At 65.7% G+C, this 18,344-nt stretch carries 14 protein-coding genes; 5 read left to right on the top strand and 9 right to left on the bottom strand.

Going from position 1 to position 18,344, the window contains the following annotated elements; all coding sequences use genetic code 11:
• Positions 1–75: 75 nt before the first annotated feature.
• From OOT46_RS15945 to OOT46_RS15965, 5 genes are all read right to left on the bottom strand, one after another.
• On the bottom strand, positions 76–852 hold the full coding sequence (locus OOT46_RS15945) for a hypothetical protein (RefSeq protein ID WP_265404609.1): 777 nt from the start codon (positions 850–852) through the stop codon (positions 76–78).
• Positions 849–5,048 (bottom strand): RHS repeat-associated core domain-containing protein, encoded by a 4,200-nt coding sequence (locus tag OOT46_RS15950; RefSeq protein ID WP_265404610.1) that lies wholly within the window; start codon positions 5,046–5,048, stop codon positions 849–851. The genes OOT46_RS15945 and OOT46_RS15950 overlap by 4 nt, the downstream gene beginning before the upstream one ends.
• Positions 5,045–6,577: a hypothetical protein gene (locus OOT46_RS15955; RefSeq protein WP_265404611.1), complete on the bottom strand. Its 1,533-nt coding sequence runs from the start codon at positions 6,575–6,577 to the stop codon at positions 5,045–5,047. Before OOT46_RS15955 ends, OOT46_RS15950 begins: the two co-directional genes overlap by 4 nt.
• 12 nt (positions 6,578–6,589) lie before the next feature.
• Positions 6,590–8,683 carry a type VI secretion system Vgr family protein gene (locus tag OOT46_RS15960; protein WP_265404612.1) on the bottom strand — a complete coding sequence of 698 codons (2,094 nt, stop codon included), beginning with the start codon at positions 8,681–8,683 and terminating at the stop codon, positions 6,590–6,592.
• 296 nt (positions 8,684–8,979) lie between these two features.
• A complete protein-coding gene (locus tag OOT46_RS15965) occupies positions 8,980–9,693 on the bottom strand; it encodes a glutathione S-transferase N-terminal domain-containing protein (RefSeq protein WP_265404613.1) in 714 nt (237 codons plus the stop codon).
• Between the two features lie 271 nt (positions 9,694–9,964).
• Between OOT46_RS15965 and OOT46_RS15970 the strand changes: the two genes are divergently transcribed.
• Positions 9,965–10,357, top strand: a complete 393-nt coding sequence (locus OOT46_RS15970) for a PaaI family thioesterase (RefSeq protein ID WP_265404614.1) — start codon at positions 9,965–9,967, stop codon at positions 10,355–10,357.
• 36 nt (positions 10,358–10,393) lie between these two features.
• A complete protein-coding gene (locus OOT46_RS15975; RefSeq protein WP_265404615.1) occupies positions 10,394–10,546 on the top strand; it encodes a hypothetical protein in 153 nt (50 codons plus the stop codon).
• Between the two features lie 64 nt (positions 10,547–10,610).
• Here OOT46_RS15975 and OOT46_RS15980 read toward each other — a convergent pair whose 3' ends face one another.
• A complete protein-coding gene (locus OOT46_RS15980; protein WP_265404616.1) occupies positions 10,611–10,997 on the bottom strand; it encodes a DUF488 domain-containing protein in 387 nt (128 codons plus the stop codon).
• Between the two features lie 165 nt (positions 10,998–11,162).
• Positions 11,163–12,095 carry a pyrroloquinoline quinone biosynthesis protein PqqB gene (gene pqqB, locus OOT46_RS15985; protein WP_265404617.1) on the bottom strand — a complete coding sequence of 311 codons (933 nt, stop codon included), beginning with the start codon at positions 12,093–12,095 and terminating at the stop codon, positions 11,163–11,165.
• Between the two features lie 329 nt (positions 12,096–12,424).
• Here pqqB and OOT46_RS15990 point away from each other — a divergent pair, with 329 nt between their 5' ends.
• Both OOT46_RS15990 and OOT46_RS15995 read left to right on the top strand, forming a co-directional pair.
• On the top strand, positions 12,425–13,198 hold the full coding sequence (locus OOT46_RS15990) for a glucose 1-dehydrogenase (RefSeq protein WP_265404618.1): 774 nt from the start codon (positions 12,425–12,427) through the stop codon (positions 13,196–13,198).
• A gap of 274 nt (positions 13,199–13,472) precedes the next feature.
• A complete protein-coding gene (locus OOT46_RS15995) occupies positions 13,473–14,780 on the top strand; it encodes a response regulator (protein WP_265404619.1) in 1,308 nt (435 codons plus the stop codon).
• Between the two features lie 53 nt (positions 14,781–14,833).
• On the opposite strand, the gene OOT46_RS16000 is transcribed toward OOT46_RS15995, so the two are convergent.
• Positions 14,834–16,435 carry a sensor histidine kinase gene (locus OOT46_RS16000; protein ID WP_265404620.1) on the bottom strand — a complete coding sequence of 534 codons (1,602 nt, stop codon included), beginning with the start codon at positions 16,433–16,435 and terminating at the stop codon, positions 14,834–14,836.
• 338 nt (positions 16,436–16,773) lie between these two features.
• Positions 16,774–17,616 (bottom strand): sigma-70 family RNA polymerase sigma factor, encoded by an 843-nt coding sequence (locus OOT46_RS16005; RefSeq protein ID WP_265404621.1) that lies wholly within the window; start codon positions 17,614–17,616, stop codon positions 16,774–16,776.
• Between the two features lie 102 nt (positions 17,617–17,718).
• Between OOT46_RS16005 and OOT46_RS16010 the strand changes: the two genes are divergently transcribed.
• A complete protein-coding gene (locus OOT46_RS16010; RefSeq protein WP_265404622.1) occupies positions 17,719–18,312 on the top strand; it encodes an ATP-dependent Clp protease proteolytic subunit in 594 nt (197 codons plus the stop codon).
• Positions 18,313–18,344 lie beyond the last annotated feature (32 nt).

Genomic DNA, 18,344 nt, shown 5'->3' on the forward strand with positions numbered 1-18,344 from the left:
TGTACACATTGAGGGCTTCCTTTCCGGATCGGCGCAGCGGAGACGGCAGTCCGAGCTCCTACGATTCGGCCAATATCACTCCGCGAAATAGTCCTGTAGCAGCGTCCTGCACCGCTCACGCAAGGCGTAGACTGGCTCGATATCCTCCGGGTAGGGGCTGAGCTTGCGCAAGATGCACCGCAGCGTCTCACGGACCCCGGGATCCGCTGCCTCCAACAAATGCCAGTTTCGCTCTTCGGCTACTGCGAGATAGTCCCGGAGCGGCTCGACGAGAAACTGCACATCTCCAGCGACATCTCCTTGCGTGAAGCTTCCGTCGAATCTCACGAGGCTTTGCACCGGTTGCTCAAGTAGGAACCCGCAATAGCTTTCACCTTCACAAAGAAGCGACAGGCGCGGATGGATCGACACCCTTCGGCCATTCCCGGGAATGGCACTCTTCGCCGAAACACAGATTAGATATTCTCCTCCTGACGACAAGTACTGGTACTCGCTGGGAGACTCGACAGAGAACTTGCCGTTCGCGCTCAGCACCGGAAGACCCTTGATTTCCTCCGTCTGCAGCCAAGCCTCCAGTGAGTTGCGCCCGTCGAAACGATCCTCGGGTACGTAAAGGAAAACGCCGGACAGGATCAGCTGCACCGGGTCAAACACGAACCCCTCATCACCGAGGAAATGCGTGCTGCCCGCGTAGCCTGGAGAGGTGTACCGGTGCAGATCGTCAGCATCTCTTTCCGATGAAGCATGTACTTCCGTGAAAGGCCAATAGATGGGGCACTCCAACTGCCGGGATGTGTCTATCTTCAGAGTCAGCAAACCATTTGAGGTAGCGATGCTCATCTGCTGCGTCATGGCTCAGCCTTCCAAACCGATCGGGCAGGGGGAAGTGTTCCGCTCGCCGAGGGGATCGTACCGTTAAGAATATCGTCTCGCCCCACCACCCCTCCCCGGGGGGTACCCGGATCAGCACCGACCGCTGCCCGCTGAGCACTGCCTCGTGGCCCGTAGTCGGTGACAACCCACCCTTTTTCCGCTCCTTTTGTTCCCACGAATACGACATTCTCTCCGTCATGAAAAATCAGACGTTCTCTGTTGCCCATGGAGACAAACACCTCTGTGGGGTTCGTCATGACGTCGATCGTATCGTCCAAGTTTTCGAAGTGGCCATGCCTCTTGCGAACCGAACCAGCCGCAGCCCTGTCCAGGACGCCTTCCATGATCTTGCGGTGATCGTCCGACAGCGAGTCCAGATACTCTGGTCGGCATCCCGCCAATCCCAGTACATCGACCCACGCAAGCGTATTAGGGCCGTACCTGTACAAGTTGCTGCCGCCCAGGAGACCGATCGGATCACGAGAGCAGAACTGGCCCAGGTGGGAGTCATAGTACCGATACCTGTTGTAGTGCAGACCGGTCTCGTCATCGTGATACTGCCCCTGAAGTCGAATGGGATTCGGAACATCCCCGACGATCAATCGGTCCACCCCACCCCAGGCGTCGTACCGTGCTGCCCAGACGACATCGCCCCCGCTGGTCATCAGCTTCACCGGGCATCCGTTTGGATCGACATGGTAGTAAAAGACCTGACGGGAGCTGCCCTGAGCTCGCACCATCGCCAGGGGAACAAACGAACGAGGATAGTGAACGTATTCCGTCCCCGCCCATTGGTCCGGCCCTTTTTTGTTCAGCTCGGAGCGAGACGACTCTTTCGTGTCTTGTGACCCGACGACACCCGTGTTTCTGCCCGGGCTGGTGCGATCTTCACCCAGCAGGGTGTCTCCGTCCCAATAGAAACGCACCCGCTGATCGCCTGTCTGTTTCCAGACCCTTCGACCCAGCGGGTCGTACGCGTAAATGGTCTCGACACCGTTGACCTCGCTACGGACAAGCCGCTGATTCGCATCCCATTCATACCGACTGTAGCCCGCCAGCTCGTGCTGCGGCGCAGCACCGTCTGCGTCTCGTCGCAAGCGCAAGTTCCCGGCACGATCGAACTGATAGTAGCTGCCCTCGCATTCGCCTTCGCGCTTCCATTCCCCCGCTCCTTGCTGCGAGTCTGCAGTTGGTGACATCGGCTGCGTCGTGACACGAGTCGACAGTCGGGCACCGGCAGGGTCATAGAGGAAGCGCCTCAATTTGTCTTGAGGATCCACATGCTCGTAGATCTGACTCAGCGGATCGTAGCGGTAGGTGCTCACTCCATCCAAGGTGTCCTGGCGACACGTGATATTGCCGAGGCCGTCGTACTCGTACTGCGTCGCGAACAGCCGGTCTTGCCCCCTCATCACGCCGTTTGCCACTAGGCGTCCATGCAGATCGTGGCGGTAGCGACGCTCCAGTGACTCGCCAAAGGATTCCTTGACGATTTGCCCCGAAGCGTCCCGGTCGATCGTCAACGGCGCCTCATCATTCATCCGCACCGTCGCCGGCCGACCCAGCGCGTCGTAGCTATAACGAACCATGTTGCCGGTACTGCTGAACCGACTAAGCCGGTTGCCTGCAGCATCAAAGGCATTGCTGACTTTGAACTCACCCTGCCACTCTTCCACCATGCGCCCTTCGGCATCGAAGCGGCGCACCACCTCTGCATGTTGGTTACCACAGCGGATCAAGTTTCCGTTCGCGTCGAAATCAAACGTCTCAGAGAACCCAGGGATACCCGGCTCCTGAGACGTGAACGTTCTGCGACGGACACGACCAAGGAGGTCGCTCTCGATCGAAATGACACGTCCCGCGGGATCGGTGCTTCGACACAGCCAACCTGCGGCATCGAATTCATACGACCAACGTTGGCCCCAGTAGTCAATCTCGTTGATCACTCGCCCGAGAGCGTCTCGCTCAAGCTGGTATGTCTCTCCGCGCTGATCGGTGAGACCGACCAACTGCTCCTCGGTGTCGTAGAGATACTCCACCGAGCCGCCATTCGGGAGCACCTTGCGGCTCACCAGGCCCAAGCCGACGTATTCATACCGCGTGCATGCTCCGTTTTCGTCCTGGTGCTGAATGAGCCGATCCTCGGCGTCATAGTCGTAGCGCACGGAATGACCCAAAGGGAGTCTGACTTCGACGAGACGGGATTTGGCATCGTAGTCGTAGCATGTAGTGCGACCGAGAGCATCCGTGCGGGCAAGCACGTTCCCTAATTCGTCACGCTTCAGCCGGGTCACGTTGTTCGCAGCGTCGATCACCGTGATCAGGTACCCATTTACGTCAAAAGCGAAGCGTGTAGATGCCCCTTCGGCGTGGATGCGGGCCACCGGAAGGCCTGTGTCGCCATACTGGAAGCGGGTGACTGCGCCGAGCGGACTGCGCTGCTCGGAGAGCAGGCCTCGTTCGTCCCAGTGCTGAAGCCATACGGCGCCCATAGGATCCGTGATCCGTGTAGGTCTATTGTTGCGATCACACTCGATGGAAATTACCGCCCCGTCGGGTCGCCTCAACTTGTGAAGATTCCCCCGTTCGTCGTAACTGTACTCAGTGCGGCGGTTGGCGGGATTGACCACCGCCACCGTGCGCCCCACCTCGTCGTACTCAAAAATAGTTCGCCGGCCTAAAGGATCGATTTCAAGGACAGGCAAACCTCGCTCGTCACACTTAACGACGCAAACATGCCCCAGCGAATCAGTGACCCGCGTCTCCCGGATTTCAGGCCAATAAACAAAGCGATAGTCATAGAGCTGGCCATCGCCCCAGGCATGCACGACTCTGCGCCCGTTGTCGACCGTCTCGTACTCATAGTAGAACGACAAACCGGCGCGATTCGTATGCCGGACCAAATGGTGCTGCTCATAAACGAAGCGATAAGGATTTCCGAGTGCGTCGCGAGCCGCTGCTAGATTTTCTTCATCGTAGTCGTACTCGACGAATGAGTACGATGTCTCCCTGGCGGGGGCTGACAGCCAGAGTCGACGGATCAACCCATCGCGTTGATCCACCATGATCTGGCGCCCGCTCGACTCCCTGATGCAATCCAGTTGCCCGTCGACCCAGACGTACTCAAGCCAGTTTCCACACAAATCGGTGGTACGGCCCAAAGGGTACTCCACCGTGCCGCTTTCGCCCGCTCTCAGAAGTTGCTTGGGAAAATGGTAGGTCAGGTTCGATTTGCTGCGAACCCGATATTCATCGACGCTTTCGGTCAGCAACGCGCCATCCATCAGCTCGAGCACGGAGGCTTCGCTGCCTTGAGCCGCCGGACGGTGCGGGAACAGCGCCGGCCCGTCGATCGGGTGATGGAACACCACGCAGCCTTCCGTTGGGTCGAATTCCAACCGGGCATCGGCCGGGCTCTCCCAGCCATAGCCGCACGCGCCCCGGCGCTGCCGGTTCGAACTGTAGGTGCGTAGCCAATGGATCGGAATCCGTCCCTGCAAGCTGAAGTCCACCTGCTCGACCACCACCTCCCCGGTCAGTATGTTCACCGGCTCCGCCCTGAGCACCTTGCACTTCAGAAAGCCGGGGTCCATGTTCTTGAACAGCTTCTGCCGGAACTGCTTGAAGCGGTCGCCCAGGTTTTTCGCGAACTTCGACTTCCCCAGCTTGCCCAAGCCCGCAAAGGCCCCTTTGGCCGCCATCCCCATCATCGAGATCGTCGGCGGTCCGCCCACTCTCACCGTGGTCGGGATCGCGAGGTTGAAGGTGGTCGGCAGCAGGTTGGGCAGCGGGATGCGCTTTTTCTTGGGCCGCGGCGGACTCGGCATGCCGGCCACCTGGCAGCCCAGCACCGGCAAGGCCAGGTAGGACAACGGGTCCCCGTCGGCCAACACGCTGGCGCTGCCCATGAACAGCTCATCGTCCTTGTCGGGCAGCATCGGCGCGAACGGGAAGCCGGGCGGAATGTGCACGACGATGGCGCCGGTGCCCGCGGTCGCCCGCTTCATGCCGAACACCGACACCGTCGCGCCGATGATCGGCACGTAGTCGAACGGGTCGAACACGACCGACATGTGCGGCGTCGGCAACGGCACCGGCGAGGGCGACGGCGGCACGATACACAGATGAATGTCGATGCCCAGTTGCGGGTCGCCGTGTTTGGACGACGGCATCATGCGGCTGCACCCCCGGCTTCCGCGACGCCCTCTGCCGGCGCCTTGGCGATGGCACCGGGCAGTGCGATCGGCCAGTCAGGGCCCAACAGGCTGCGCGCTTGCTCGAACACCTCCAGGAAGGCCGGACTGCCTGCCGCCGCGAGGAGGTCGACCTGCTCTTGCGCCTGTTGAGTCAGCTGCCGGCTGCCTTGCGCGTGCTCTGCCTCCAGCTGCTTCAGCGCGGCCGCGTCATCGCCCTTCTCCAGCGCCGCGGCCCGCTGCTCGGTGTCGGCGTAGAGCCGGGCCTGCTCCCGGTCCAGGCCGTGCTTGAGCGTCTCGATCTCGGCCGTGCGCTCGGGCTCGACGAGCCTGAGCAGTTCGAAGCCGAGCAAGGGCAAGGTTGTCATCGGCCGGGTCTCGGGCTTGAGCCGTTCGCCGACCGTGAGCGCCTGCCGCCCCAGCGCCAGCGCGGCCTCGTGATCGCCGCCGCGGGCGTGGCAGAAGGAGCCCATGCGCAGCGCCTCGATCAGCATGGGAGCATTCGGCAGGGCTGCGGCCAGCTTCGCGGCCTCCTCGTAGCAGGGCGCTGCCTGACGAGGCTCGCCACCGGCCAGGTGAGCGGCGGCTTCGCCGAACCAGGTCTGCAGCACCAGCTGCCCGCCCGCCGGGTGGTTGGCGGCCTGGGTCGCTTCCGCCGAGGTGCGGGCGTGGCGGTAGTGGTTGAGCGCCTCGTCGATGCGCTTGTCCTTGAGCATCACGCCGGCCGTCAGCAGACGCACCGCCACCTCCTGGTCGGCCCAGCCCTGCTGGTGGGCGAAGCCCAGCACGTCGCGCGCCTTGACCAGCACTTGGTCGGCCGTGCCCTTTTCCGCCAGCGCGAACAGCGCCGTCAGCAGGTTGCGGAACACGCCGGGAGCGCCGACCGCCGGTTCCTGGGCGAAGGTCTCCTGCGCTGTGGACCAGGCGTCCAGCGGCGGAGCCTGCACGAGCACCTGCGGATGTCCGGCCGCCGCCAGCCCTGCGAGCCGGGGCGCTTCGAGGAAGTCCGGCACCACCAGGCGCACGCGGTCGGACAAGCCGCTGTCGAGCGCACGGCGCACCCAGGTGGCCCAGGCGTCGTCGTTCACGACGCTGACGGGCAGCAGGACCGCGACCACATGGCCCAACGCCGGATGGTGGGCCGCCAGCGAGCCCAGCGCCTGCACGAAGTTCGTCGCACTGTCCGCGTCGCTTTCCGGATCGAAGTGCCAGTCGGGTGTCTGCCCCTCTCGCTCGAAGTCCTCGCGGCTCGCGGCGTACTGGCCGGCCAGCGCCTGCTTCAGCGCGCGGGAATAGCCGACGGACTGCTCGAAGGCGGCATCGAAGACGATGAAGGTGTCGCCGCTGGCATAGGGGACGGGATGGCGCTGCACCTCAAAAAAACATTCGAGCAGACGTTTGCCGTTGTCCGGCGCCTGCCACAGCAACAGCCGCTTGTCGGGATGCTCACGGAAAGCCTCCCACCATTGCAGCAGCTCGACGAGCCGCCGCTCCACAGGGTTCAGGGCCATGGCAGCTCCGGGTCAGCAGTTGAGATCGATCTTGATTCCGTTGACCTTCACGCCCGTGGCGTCCACCTTGATCGTCGAGCCGCCCGAGCTGATGGTGATGCTGCCACCGGTGACCTCGATGGCCGAGGCCTGCCCGACACCGAAGGTCAGCGAGCTGTTCGAGGTGTAGGTCCCGGCCCCGTTCGCGTGCAGGCTCATGGTTTCGGTGGCGCCCTGCTCCATCGCCCCGGTGGCCGTGCTCTTGAACAGGCCCGTGACGTTCTCGGTGTAGCCGCCGCCGGTCACGGTGAGCAGCTTGCCCGAGTGCACGGTCTTCTCCTCGCCGGAGGTGACGGTCTCGACGAAATGGCCGTTGACCTTGTTCTCGCGCTTGCCATTGACGGTGTTCGTCAGGTCGCCGTGCACGGTGCGCGCCGTGATGCCCGTGATGGTCTGCGTGTAGCCGCCCGAGGTCACCGTCATCTCGTGCCCGGTGTTCACGGTCTCGACCAGCTTGCCGACGACGGTCATCGTGCGGTTGGCGTTGACGTCCAACGTGTCGTCGACCACCACCGTGGTGCGGCGGTTGTTGTTGATGGTGTTGGTCTGGTCGTGCTGGACCGTGGTGGTCTGGTCGTACTGAGCGTGCAGGTTCATCTTCTCCTGGCCGGCGGTGTCGTCCATGGAGATCTCGTTGAAGCCGGCGCCCTTGTGGGTCTGCGACTTCAACCCGCTGACCACGCCGGGAGCCGCGAAAGGCGGCATCAGCTCGGCGTTGTAGACCCGGCCGGTGATCAGGGGGCAGTCCGGGTCGCCTTCGAGGAAGTCGACCACCACCTCCTGCCCGATGCGCGGGATGCTGACCGCGCCCCAGCCCTTGCCCGCCCAGGGGTGCGAGACGCGGATCCAGCAGGAGCTGTTCTCGTCGCCGCTGCTGTAGCGGTCCCAGTGGAAGCGCACTTTCACGCGTCCCTGTTCGTCGGTGTAGATCTCCTCGCCCGACGGCCCCACCACCACAGCCGTCTGCGGCCCCTGCACGATGGGCTTGGGGGTCAGCCGCGCAGCACGGAAAGGCTGGCTGCTGGGCAGCGCCGTGAAGCGGCAGGCAAAGCGCGCGCCCTCGCCGTCGGCCGACTCGTAGTCTTCGCCGTCGAGCTGGTAGTCGGCCGAGAGCACCAGGTACTCGCGGTTCTGGTCCTCGCGCGGCTGCCCGCTGAGGTTGAACAGGTAGCCGACACACAGGCCGCGCGAGTTGCTCTCGGCCTGGGCTCGCTCGTAACGCGACTGCAGTTCCTCGATACGCACACGCGCGTACTGCTCGCCGTCGGCGGCGGTCAGGTGCTTGTCAGGGTAGTCGTAGACCTCGTACTGGGCCTGCGCGTGCTGTCGCGCAATCGCCGCCGCGCCCTCCAGCTCGACGCGCGGCTTCTCCGGGTCGTAGTTGTCGTGCACGTAGCGCACCGGCTGGATCTCACGACCGAAGCTCCAGCCGGAGATGTGCTCGGTCTCGGCTCGTGCCGAGCGGTCGTGGGGCAAATAGGGAATCTGCTCGAACCCGGCATAGGGTGCATGGGCACTCACCGAGTCGGTCAGCACCATCACGTGCCGGCCCTCCTCGTGGCGGAAGTAGTAGTAGATGCCCTCCTGCTCCATCAGGCGGCTGACGAAGTCGAAGTCGCTCTCGCGGTACTGCACGCAGTAGTCCCAGGCCCGATAGCTGCCGCTCAGCTCGAAACTGGTGCTGGCCACATCGGCATGTGCGTCGAACACCTGCTTGAGGATGTCAGGCACCTTCTTCTGCTGGAAGATGCGGCAATTGGCAGTGCGGGTCAGGAACCACAGCCACGGCCTCATCGTCAATCGGTAGAGATTCAAGCGCCCGTGCACCCCGACCTGAGAGAAGCGCGTCGCATGGCCGCTGAAGTAGCGGTACGCGCCCGTCGGCAGCTCGACCTTGACCGCGATTTTCTTGCCGAGCACCTGGTCGGGGTCGAGGTCTTCCCGCTCGCTCAGCGCGTCGATCTCGAACTCGCTCAGACGCGCCACCTCTTCCCTGCCGTTCATGCGGTGGAATTGCAGGGCATCGGGGGCAAGCGGCGTGATCAGCTGGAAGGTTCTTGTCGTCATGGTTCCGGTGTTCTGGACAGGCTGCCGACTCCCGGCAGGCCGGGGGCAGCGGTCGGGTCTGGAGAGCGGGCGTCGGTCGCGGCGCGTCGGACGGACCGCCGCCGCGACGCCGGGCACATGGCGGCCCGGCCACCTCTGGATCGACATCCTAGGCAAGCCGACCGAGGAGTGGCACCCCTAACTATTGGCTGTAAAAAATGTCAGTAGGTGCGACAGCCACGGCACTGCGTGGCACTGCCGCAAGAGGCTTGCAGCGACGCCCCTTTTACCGCGCGAACCGGTCGCGCAGGCAAAGCTCAGCTGGCGCTGGGCGGGGCGGGAATGCGCAGTCCTCGCGTCACCGCCGGGCGTGCCAGAAAGGCCTGGAGTACCCGGGTGACATTCGGGAAGCTGGCGATGCCGACGAGTTCGCCCGCTTCATAGAACCCGATCAGGTTGTTGATCCACGGAAAGATCGCCATGTCGGCAATGGTGTACTCGTCGCCCATCATCCAGGCGCGGCCGGTCAGCCGCTGCTCCAGCACGGCGAGCAGGCGCTTCGACTCGGCCACATAGCGGTCCCGGGGCCGCTTGTCTTCATAGTCCTTGCCGGCGAACTTGTTGAAAAAACCCAGCTGACCGAACATCGGCCCGATGCCGCCCATCTGGAACATCAGCCATTGGATCGTCTCGTAGCGGCGCGCAGACTGCTGCGGCAAATACTGTTTCGCCTTCTCGGCGAGATACAGCAGGATCGCGCCTGATTCGAACAAGGCCAGCGGCTCGCCGTCCGGACCTGCAGGATCGAGGATGGCCGGGATCTTGTTGTTCGGATTGAGCGACAGGAAGGCCGGCGACAGCTGGTCGTTGCTATCGAAGCGGACCAGGTGCGGCTCGTAGGGCAAGCCAGTCTCTTCCAGCATGATGGAAACCTTGACGCCGTTGGGCGTCGGCAATGAATAGAGCTGTATCCGGTCCGGGTGCTGCGCGGGCCATTTCTCGGTGATGGGGAAGCGGGACAGGTCGGTCATGGCGTCTTTCCAATCAGTGGCAAACGGTGGGGATCATAGGGATCCGGGAACCAGCAGCAAGCTGCCGGTTCAGCATCCCGGATGGGCTTGCCCATTGGATGTCTGCCCTGTACGCTGGAATGGCGTTCTTCTGCCCTTTGCGCCGGTGCGCGGCGCAAGCTGGTCATCGATTCCGGAGGCTCCGCCTCCTCAGAGCGGCAGAGTCCGCACAATCACGTGTCACATCTTTCGGGGAGGGAATACGGTGGATAGGTCCGCATACTTTTGGCAGGTGTACGAAGGCGCGATCGCGCCCCCCGAAGCAGTGAAAACCTTGCAGGGCAAGATCCTGAGCGTCTCTTCCGAGGACGGCCATATCGAAACGGAGTTCGAGGCGACACGGGCCTTCACCAACCCGGCAGGCAGTGTTCAAGGGGGATTTCTGGCGGCGATGCTGGACGACACGATGGGGCCGGCCTTGGCGGCTACCTTGAAGGCAGGCGAGTTCGCTCCGACGCTGAGCTTGACCGTCAACTACATGCAAGCCGCCGCTGTCGGCTCAATCCGGGGCATCGGCCGAGTGGTGCAGCGCCGCGGAAGGACCTGCTATCTGAGCGGGGAGCTGTATCAAAACGAGCAGCTGATTGCGACGGGCAGCGCGGTGGCCAGCGTCAGATCGGGTTGAGGGTCTCACACGCCATGGCCCATCACGCGCCAGGACGTGGACGTTCTGCTGGGGAAGTGGACGCAGTGTCGTATACCCATCCCCCATCAGGACCGGTATCCGTTCGCCGGTGGCGAGGACCACGACGCCGTATTCTTCGAGGATCCCGACCGCTTGAAGGTCGAGGTCCTTGCGTTGGAGGAGTTGTGATCTCCCTCATGCAGCGCCCATCGCCGCACGCCCCCCCCCGGCTGTCGCCTCGGCCAGTCGGGCATCAAACCACGGCGGCGCCTCGCTCCAGCAGCAGTTCGCGAAGCACCGAGCGGTGGCAGTGCGCTTCCGACTCGCAGTAGCAGCCGAGCGCCAGCTGCGTCCGGTGCGACAGCGCGGCCAGCAGGTCGAGGACTTTGCCCGGGTCCGGGGCGCCCATCTCCACGCGGAACTTGCGTTTGAACTGGTTCCACGCCTTCTCGTCCCCGGCCGCCTTGGCCTGTGCCATCAACTCCGCGCTGGGTGCGAGAGTAGGCAGCCAGACGTCGAAGAAGTCCCGGCTGGCGTACTCGGCCTTCGGAACGCCTCGAGGCGGCCTGCGCACCGTGCCAAGGCGCAATCCCTCGTTGCTGCCCCTGGGCGTTCCGAGCCGAACAATGTGGATGCTCATCGCGCTCGCTCCGTCTGGTGATGTGCAAGTTCCTGCATTCTCCGGGAAGGAATACGGAAACATGAGCAAACCGTTCGTGGAGCTACCTGATGGATATGCAGGACGTGGGCAAGCGCCCTGGATGACGGCGCCCTGCCCGACGGGCAAGCCCGGCGCAAGAAAGCCTCAGAGTTCGATCTCCATGCCGTCGAAAGCCACCTCGATGCCCTGCTGCGTGAGCAGCGCACGCTCGGGGCCGTCTTCGTCGAGGATGGGGTTGCTGTTGTTGATGTGGATAAGGATCTTGCGGCGGGCCGGCAGTCCGGCGAGCGCGTCCACCATGCCGGGGCGCCCGGCGTGGCGCGACTGCGGCAAGTGCCCCATCTCCGCGGCGTGTTTGCGGCCCAGGCCCGCCGCGGGCATCTCGTCCTCGCGCCAGAAGGTGCCGTCCACCATCAGGCAGTCGGCCTCCTGCATCCAGCGCCGCTCGCCGGGGCCGACTTCGGCCAGGCCGGGCGCGTAGAAGAGGGCCGCGCCGCTGCGCGTGTCCACGACGCGCAGCGCGATGTTGTCGCCGGTCGCCGGCGCGTGGCGGTGCGGCGAGTAGGGCGGCGCCTTGCCGGGGATCGCAAGGGCAGTGAAGCGCAGGCCGGGCAGCGCCTCCAGGGTGAAGTCCGCGGAATGTGTATCGCCGGACACCGGCAGCACGTGGACCCGCACGCCGCAGTAGTGCTCGAGCATCGGCAGCAGCGGCAGGCCGGCGCGCAGGTCGTCGAGCACACAAGGCGTGCAGTGCAGTTCGATGGGCGGGCCCTCACGCAGACTCAGCAGCCCGGTCACATGGTCGACCTGGGCATCCATGAGGACCACCGCCCGGATCGGGGTGTGGCGTTGCCCATGGCGTGGATGCAGGGCCGGCTGCTCGCGCAGCTGCTGGCCGAGGTCGGGTGAGGCATTGATCAACACCCAGTGTTCGCCATCGTCGGAGACCGCGATGGAGCTCTGGGTGCGCGCCCGGGCCCGCAAGCGGCCGGTTCGCAGTCCTCGACACATCTGGCAGTTGCAATTCCATTGCGGGTAGCCGCCGCCGGCTCCCGAGCCGAGCACCAGGATCTTCATGGCGTCAGGTACGTGGGGAAGGGATCGAAGAAAGGCGGCTTCGGCGCAAGGCCGGCGCCGCCCGGGGATGCGTTCAGCATGCCGCAATGTACCTTGTGACGTCGAAGCCCGAACGGCGATCCGGGTAGCCGGGCTGAACGCCTTCAAGCCGGCCGGCTCCCGATGACAACGCCGTGCTGCAGCGGCTGGCCGGTGGCGTGGTGACGTCACGCGGGTGACTGCCAGGCCGGGCCAGCCACTTCATGATGGCACTTTGGCCGCCGCCGCGGGTCGCACCTTTTCCGAGCCGCTCCCGGCCGGCAGCCCTGTCCTTGTTAGGAGAAGCTTTCATGCAGACGCCTTCTGTTGCCCTTGCCGGCCGGGTCGCCATGGTCACCGGTGCCGGCGGCGGCATCGGCCGCGAGATCGCACGCGCCCTGGCCGCGGCGGGCGCCACCGTGGTGGCGGTCGACCTTTCACGCCAGGCGCTGCAAAGCAGCGCCGAGGCCCTGCAGGCCGAAGGCCTGTCCATCGTGACGCTGGAGGCCGACGTCGGCGATGCCGCCGCGGTGGAAGCCGCGGTGCGCCGCATCGTGACGGAGCACGGCCGGCTGGACATTGCCGTCAACAACGCTGGCATCGAGGAGGAACACACCAAGCTGGCCGACGGCGACGAAGCACTGTTCGACCGCATCATGCGGGTCAACGTCAAGGGCACCTGGCTCTGCATGAAACACCAGCTGCAGCAGATGCTCAAGCAGGAGCGCGGCGGCAGCATCGTCAACATCGCCTCGGTAGCCGGCCTGGTCGGCGCGCCGCTGCAAAGCGTCTATGCCGGCAGCAAGCATGCCGTGGTGGGCATGACGCGCAGCGCCGCGGCCGAGTACGCACGCCGCGGTATCCGCATCAACAGCGTGTGCCCCGGCATCACCCGCACCGCCATGCTGGAGCGCGCCCTGGAGCGGGCGCCGCAACGCGCGCCGGCCATCGAGCGGGCGCAGCCGATGGGGCGCGTCGGCGAACCGGGCGAGATCGCCGCCGCGGTGCTGTGGCTTGCTTCTGACGCGGCCAGTTTCGTGACCGGGCACCAGCTGGCCGTCGACGGCGGCTTGACGGCGGTATAACGCGCTGCGAACTCCGTCTCGTCACCGCCCCGCGGCATGCGATGGGGCGGTGACCGCCAGCGGCAGCCGATCGGTGTCGCAGGCGACTTGTGCACACGCCGTCCGGGCGTGCAGGGTTCCACAAACCTGCTGCCCGCGTGCGCCTGGCAAGGCGGGGCAACGCTCGCTGTCGGCGTCCTTGCAGTAGACTTTTTTGCATCGCTGCGGTGGAGGTGTAAGCCCAGAAGGCCCGCACACTGAAGCCCTCCCGGCCCGGTACAAGGCGGTGCGTTTCATGCAGTCCTTCGACTTCCCCGAGGTGGTCACCGCAGGTGCCCGGCATATCCTGTCGACGGTCCTCGCGCGAGGACAGGCGTTTTCCTTCGACTACCAGGGCCCGCTGCTCTGGCTGGAGGGCGACGCGGTGCAGATGCAGTGCGGCATCCATCGCCTGCAGTGCGGCGTCGCTGACCTGCTGAAGGCGGGCTTCGTTTTCTTGAACGTCAAAGTCGCGCTGACTTCGTCCGGGTGCTGCGACATCCGCATTGGAACGGGTGGCAGCGGGCCCCTGGCAGCCGCCCCCACCGTGTCCGAGGTGCTCGAACGGCTGCATCTGCAAGAGATCCCGTCAGGCGCCGCACAGACGGACGGCCGGCGCTCTGCCTCCGGGATCTGCCCCAACACGGGTGCCAGCGTCGTCCTCACCTGCCTGCCGAACGAGGGCGTTCTGATCCACGCCAGCCTGTCGCGTCGCTGCAGAACCGCCGTCGCGATGCCACCCGACGGAGCCGGCGCCTGCGGCTGGTTGATCGGCCCGGACGGTGCCATGGCGCAGTCCCTCGTCAGGCAGTTGCAACGCCTGAGGTGGGGCGTCACGCGTTTCTCGTCATGCGCTGAAGCCGCCGCAAGCCTGATCGGCCTGCATCCCACCGCCACGCGCCCGGCCTGGGTCGTGGTGGTCGAGTCTGGCGAGGTGCCATCGGAGTCGCTGCTCGCACTGGATTGTCTGCTGCCTGCTTCGACTGTCCGAACCCTGGCCGTCCCGCCCGGATCCGCCGGCTTGCAAGCGGCGGCGCAGCTGGGCGCCTTCGAGGTGCAGATGTTTCCCCTCAGCCCAACGGAGCTGTATGCGCGAACCGCCGCCGCGGCTTGCGGGGCCGTCGCGCGTTCGGGGCTGACCGTCCCGGCCCCCTTGTTCGAGCAGGACCGACCGGTGCTGCTCGTCGTCGACGACAACGAGGTGAACCGCATCCTCGGCAGCGAGATGGCAGGCGTGCTCGGCTATGCCGCCGCGACGGCCGACGATGGCCTGGAGGCCCTGGAGCGGTGCTCGCAGCACCCCCCCCAGGTCGTGCTCATGGACCTGGACATGCCCCGTCTCGACGGGCTGGAGACGACCAGGCGGATACGCCGCCTGCAAAGCCTCGGGGAACTGCCGCCCTTTTCCATCATCGCCTTGACGGCTCAGCTGGAAGCCGGCGCGATCGAACGATGTGTCGACGCCGGAATGGACGGCTTCCTGGCGAAACCCCTGAGCATCGAACGACTCGACGCCGAGTTGCGGCGCGCCGTCGTGCCGGCTCGCCACTCCTGCCTGGCCTGAACGACAACCGTCGCCGGGAGGAGCGGGGCCGCCGGTCCTCGCCCGGCCCAGAGCTACTCCGACGGCTTGCAAGCCTCGAGGAAGAAGAAGACCGTGGTTCCCCGGCCGGGTGCCGAGGTCAGCCAGATGTCGCCGCCGTGGCGCAGCACGATGCGTCGGCAGGTGGCAAGACCCACGCCGCTGCCTTGAAACTCGCGGTCCGAATGGAAACGCTGGAAGGGGGTGAACAAGCGTTCCGGATCCTTGACTTCAAAGCCGGCGCCGTTGTCGCGCACAAAAAACGCGAAAGGCGGCTCGGTCATCTTGCCGAACTCGATCAGCGGAGCCTCCACCCGCGATGAGTATTTGACAGCGTTACCGAGCAAGTTCATCAGCAGCGATCGCACCAGCTCCGGATCGCCCCGGGCGTGCAAGTCCGGCTGCACCTCGATGCGGGCGCGCTGCAGCGGGTGTTTCGCATTGATGTCGGCAAGCACGCCGACGGCGAGCGATGACAGATCCAGCAGCCGGCACTGCACCTCGGTGCGGCTCACCTTGCAAAGGCCCAGCAGCGCATCGATCAAGCCCTCCATGTCCCGGGCGCTCCTGTCGAGATAGCCCAGCAGCGTCCTGCCCTTTTCGTCCAGAAGGTACCCGCACTGCAGCTCCAGAAGCTGGCTCACGCCCCGGATGGCCGCCAGCGGCGTCTTCAAGTCGTGCGCCGCGGAGAAGCTGAACGCCTCCAGGTCCCGGTTGGCCACCTCCAGCTCAGCGGTGCGCTCCCGGACCCGGGCCTCCAGCGTTTCGTTCATCTGCTTCAGCGCTGCACGGGCAGCCCTGCGTTCGGTGACGTCATAGGAGATGCCGCCCATCAAGACCGGCCGGTCTTGCTCGTAGATCAATCGCTTGCGGTCGCGCAGCCAGCGCACCGCGCCGTCCGGGCGCACGATGCGGTACTCGCTTTCCGCATGGCCCTGCGCGTGCAGCTGCGAGATCGATGCAGCGGCGAGGTCGCGGTCCTGCGGATGCACGCAGCGCAGCCACAGCCCGCGATCGGCCTGGAACTCCGCCACAGTCCGGCCATAGACCACCTCATGGGCCCTGCTGCGATAGAGCGATCGCCCGTCCAGGTCCGCCATCCACAGCACTTCGTCGAGGCTGTCGAGCAGCTGGTGGAAGCGTGCCTCGCTGCGCTCGACCGCGTCGCGCAGCGCCACCTCGGAGCTGATGTCCTGGGCCAGCATCATCACCGCGGAGTGGCCGTCGAACTCGATCGCATGGGCACTCGCCCGCACGACAAAGGAGGATCCGTCTTTGCGGCGATGGCATGCGGTCGCGACGTGGGGCTTCTCGCTCCTCAGCCGGGTCAAGTCGTCGCCCAGACCTGCCACTCCGCCCTGGGGCAGGATGTCGGCCACCGTCATCTGCGCGAACTCCTCGGGGCTGTAGCCGTAGGAGCGGCAAGCCGCCTCGTTGACGGCCAGGAAACGCAGGGATTGCCGGTCGAAGGCCCACATCGGGCTCGGATTGCCGAGAAACAGCTCGCGCGTTCGGCGCTCCTCGGCGACACAAGCCCGGTAGATCAGCAGATACAGGGCTGCGCCGGTCACCGCCACGTAGGCGAGCCCCTTCAGCGTCTGTGCGGTGTCCCAGGGCGGCCCTCCGTCGGACCGCACGGCTGCATCCGTGACAAGGATCCAGAGTGCGCCTGCGCCCATGTAGAGCAAGGCAATGCGAAGCGCCGTGCGACGCGATGAACGAGAGGGACTCCGGACTGGTGCCATGTGGCTCCCTGCGCAGCGCTTCGCTGCGGGTCGAGCGGATCTCCGGATCTCGGGCCCCCGAGCGCCGCGAGGTGTCCGCCGTTGGATGCGCCGGGGAGCCTGCCTACCTCGACTCTAGTGGGGGCACTTGCGAAGACATAGCAGGAATGCGTGCTTGTCCACCGCATTTATATCGAGACACGATCACGGCATGCCACCCGAATCTCACGGCAGCGGCAGCGCCAGCCCGCTCAGAAGGTGCACGCCTCGGTGTCACCGCAGGGGGTGGTGGAGGACTCCCCGCAGGGGCCGACCGGCAGGGTGCAGAGCACCTTGCCGTCGAGCATCAGCGCGATGGCGAAGCGGCCGTCGATCTGCACCAGGCCGAACCCGCAGGCCGCTGCCTCGGCCGGCCGCTCGGCCCGCATCGGTACCGCCGCGGCGGCCACGCCGCCCGCCCCCACCCGGTGCTGCGCCAGCAAGGCCAGCAAGGGCGCCGGACTGCGGACCTGAAGCGCGCGCCAGCACAGGCTGAACATCACGTCGGCGGGGCCATCCGCGGTGTCGTCGACCGGGCGGACGGCCGGCCGCATGCGGGCCGGCGCCGGCCGAATCCGCTGCAGCGCCCGGTGCACCAGCTGGCGGCAGGCCGACTCGCTGCGACCGGCATTGCGCGCGATTTCGGCATAGTCGACCTCGAACACTTCGCGCAGCAGCAGCGCAGCCACCTCGGTCGGGCTGAGCTGTTGCAGCAGCAGGCGCAAGGCCGCTGCGCTGTCCATCGCCAGCCCGGCCAGCTGCTCGGCGCTGGGCGCACAGTGCACCTCGGCAAGTTCGCCCGAGAGCCGCCAGCGCAGCTGCGCCTCACCTTCCAGACGCCTGCGGCGCAGGCGGTCGATGGCGAGGTGGCGGACCACCGTCAGCAGCCAGGCCTCGGCCGAGCGAAGCTCCTGCGTCAAGCTGTCGCGGGCACGCAGGTAGGCGTCCTGCACCACGTCCTCGGCGTCGGCCTGGTTGCCGAGCAGCCCGCGGGCGAACTCGGTCAGGCGGCGCCGGTGGGGGCCTGAGAACTGGCGTTCGAAGCAGTCGTCCATGCCGGGAGATTGCCATGAAAGCGGCCGCCGCGCACGCCGCTGTCACGAAGGTCCGCCCTCGTTCGTCTGACCCACTCCTTCCACTTCATGGAGCCCGCCCCGATGGAAACGCCGTCGCCCTCACCTCTCCCGCCCGCCGCCGATCCGCGCAGCACCTTCCTGGAGGAGAAAGCCTTCAAGTCGCGCACTGTGCTCGTTTTCGGCGCCATCACCGACGTTTCGGCCGCCGACGTGGCGCGCCGGCTGATCGCGCTCGATGCCGAGTCCAGCGCGCCGATACAGCTGCTGGTGTCATCGCCGGGCGGGCATCTCGAATCCGGCGACACGATCCACGACGTCGTTCGCTTCATCGACGCGCCGGTCAACATGGTCGGTACAGGCTGGGTCGGCAGCGCGGCCGCCCACCTCTACCTGTCGGTGCCGCGCGAGCGCCGCTTCTGCCTGCCGCACACCCGCTTCCTGATCCACCAACCGAGCGGCGGCGCCGGCGGCTCGGCCAGCGACATCGCGATCCAGGCACGTGAGATCGTCAAGGCACGCGAACGTATTGCCCGCGTCATCGCCCGCGAAACCGGGCAGCCGCTGGACAAGGTGATGATCGACATCGAGCGCGACCACTGGATGTCGGCCGACGAGGCGGTCCTCTATGGGCTGGTGTCCCGGGTTGTCGAGCGGCGCCGGGACCTGCCCGACTGACTCCGCCTGCGCTGGCAGGGCCCCGGGCAGCC

Origin of the sequence: Aquabacterium sp. A7-Y, from assembly GCF_026153205.1 — a bacterium.
In the GTDB taxonomy this organism is placed as follows: domain Bacteria; phylum Pseudomonadota; class Gammaproteobacteria; order Burkholderiales; family Burkholderiaceae_C; genus Caldimonas.

Coding starts and splice junctions, on each gene's coding strand:
- OOT46_RS15945 (WP_265404609.1), bottom strand. CDS start 852: ATGACGCAGCAGATGAGCATCGCTACCTCAAATGGTTTGCTGACTCTG.
- OOT46_RS15950 (WP_265404610.1), bottom strand. CDS start 5,048: ATGATGCCGTCGTCCAAACACGGCGACCCGCAACTGGGCATCGACATT.
- OOT46_RS15955 (WP_265404611.1), bottom strand. CDS start 6,577: ATGGCCCTGAACCCTGTGGAGCGGCGGCTCGTCGAGCTGCTGCAATGG.
- OOT46_RS15960 (WP_265404612.1), bottom strand. CDS start 8,683: ATGACGACAAGAACCTTCCAGCTGATCACGCCGCTTGCCCCCGATGCC.
- OOT46_RS15965 (WP_265404613.1), bottom strand. CDS start 9,693: ATGACCGACCTGTCCCGCTTCCCCATCACCGAGAAATGGCCCGCGCAG.
- OOT46_RS15980 (WP_265404616.1), bottom strand. CDS start 10,997: ATGAGCATCCACATTGTTCGGCTCGGAACGCCCAGGGGCAGCAACGAG.
- pqqB (WP_265404617.1), bottom strand. CDS start 12,095: ATGAAGATCCTGGTGCTCGGCTCGGGAGCCGGCGGCGGCTACCCGCAA.
- OOT46_RS15990 (WP_265404618.1), top strand. CDS start 12,425: ATGCAGACGCCTTCTGTTGCCCTTGCCGGCCGGGTCGCCATGGTCACC.
- OOT46_RS15995 (WP_265404619.1), top strand. CDS start 13,473: ATGCAGTCCTTCGACTTCCCCGAGGTGGTCACCGCAGGTGCCCGGCAT.
- OOT46_RS16005 (WP_265404621.1), bottom strand. CDS start 17,616: ATGGACGACTGCTTCGAACGCCAGTTCTCAGGCCCCCACCGGCGCCGC.
- OOT46_RS16010 (WP_265404622.1), top strand. CDS start 17,719: ATGGAAACGCCGTCGCCCTCACCTCTCCCGCCCGCCGCCGATCCGCGC.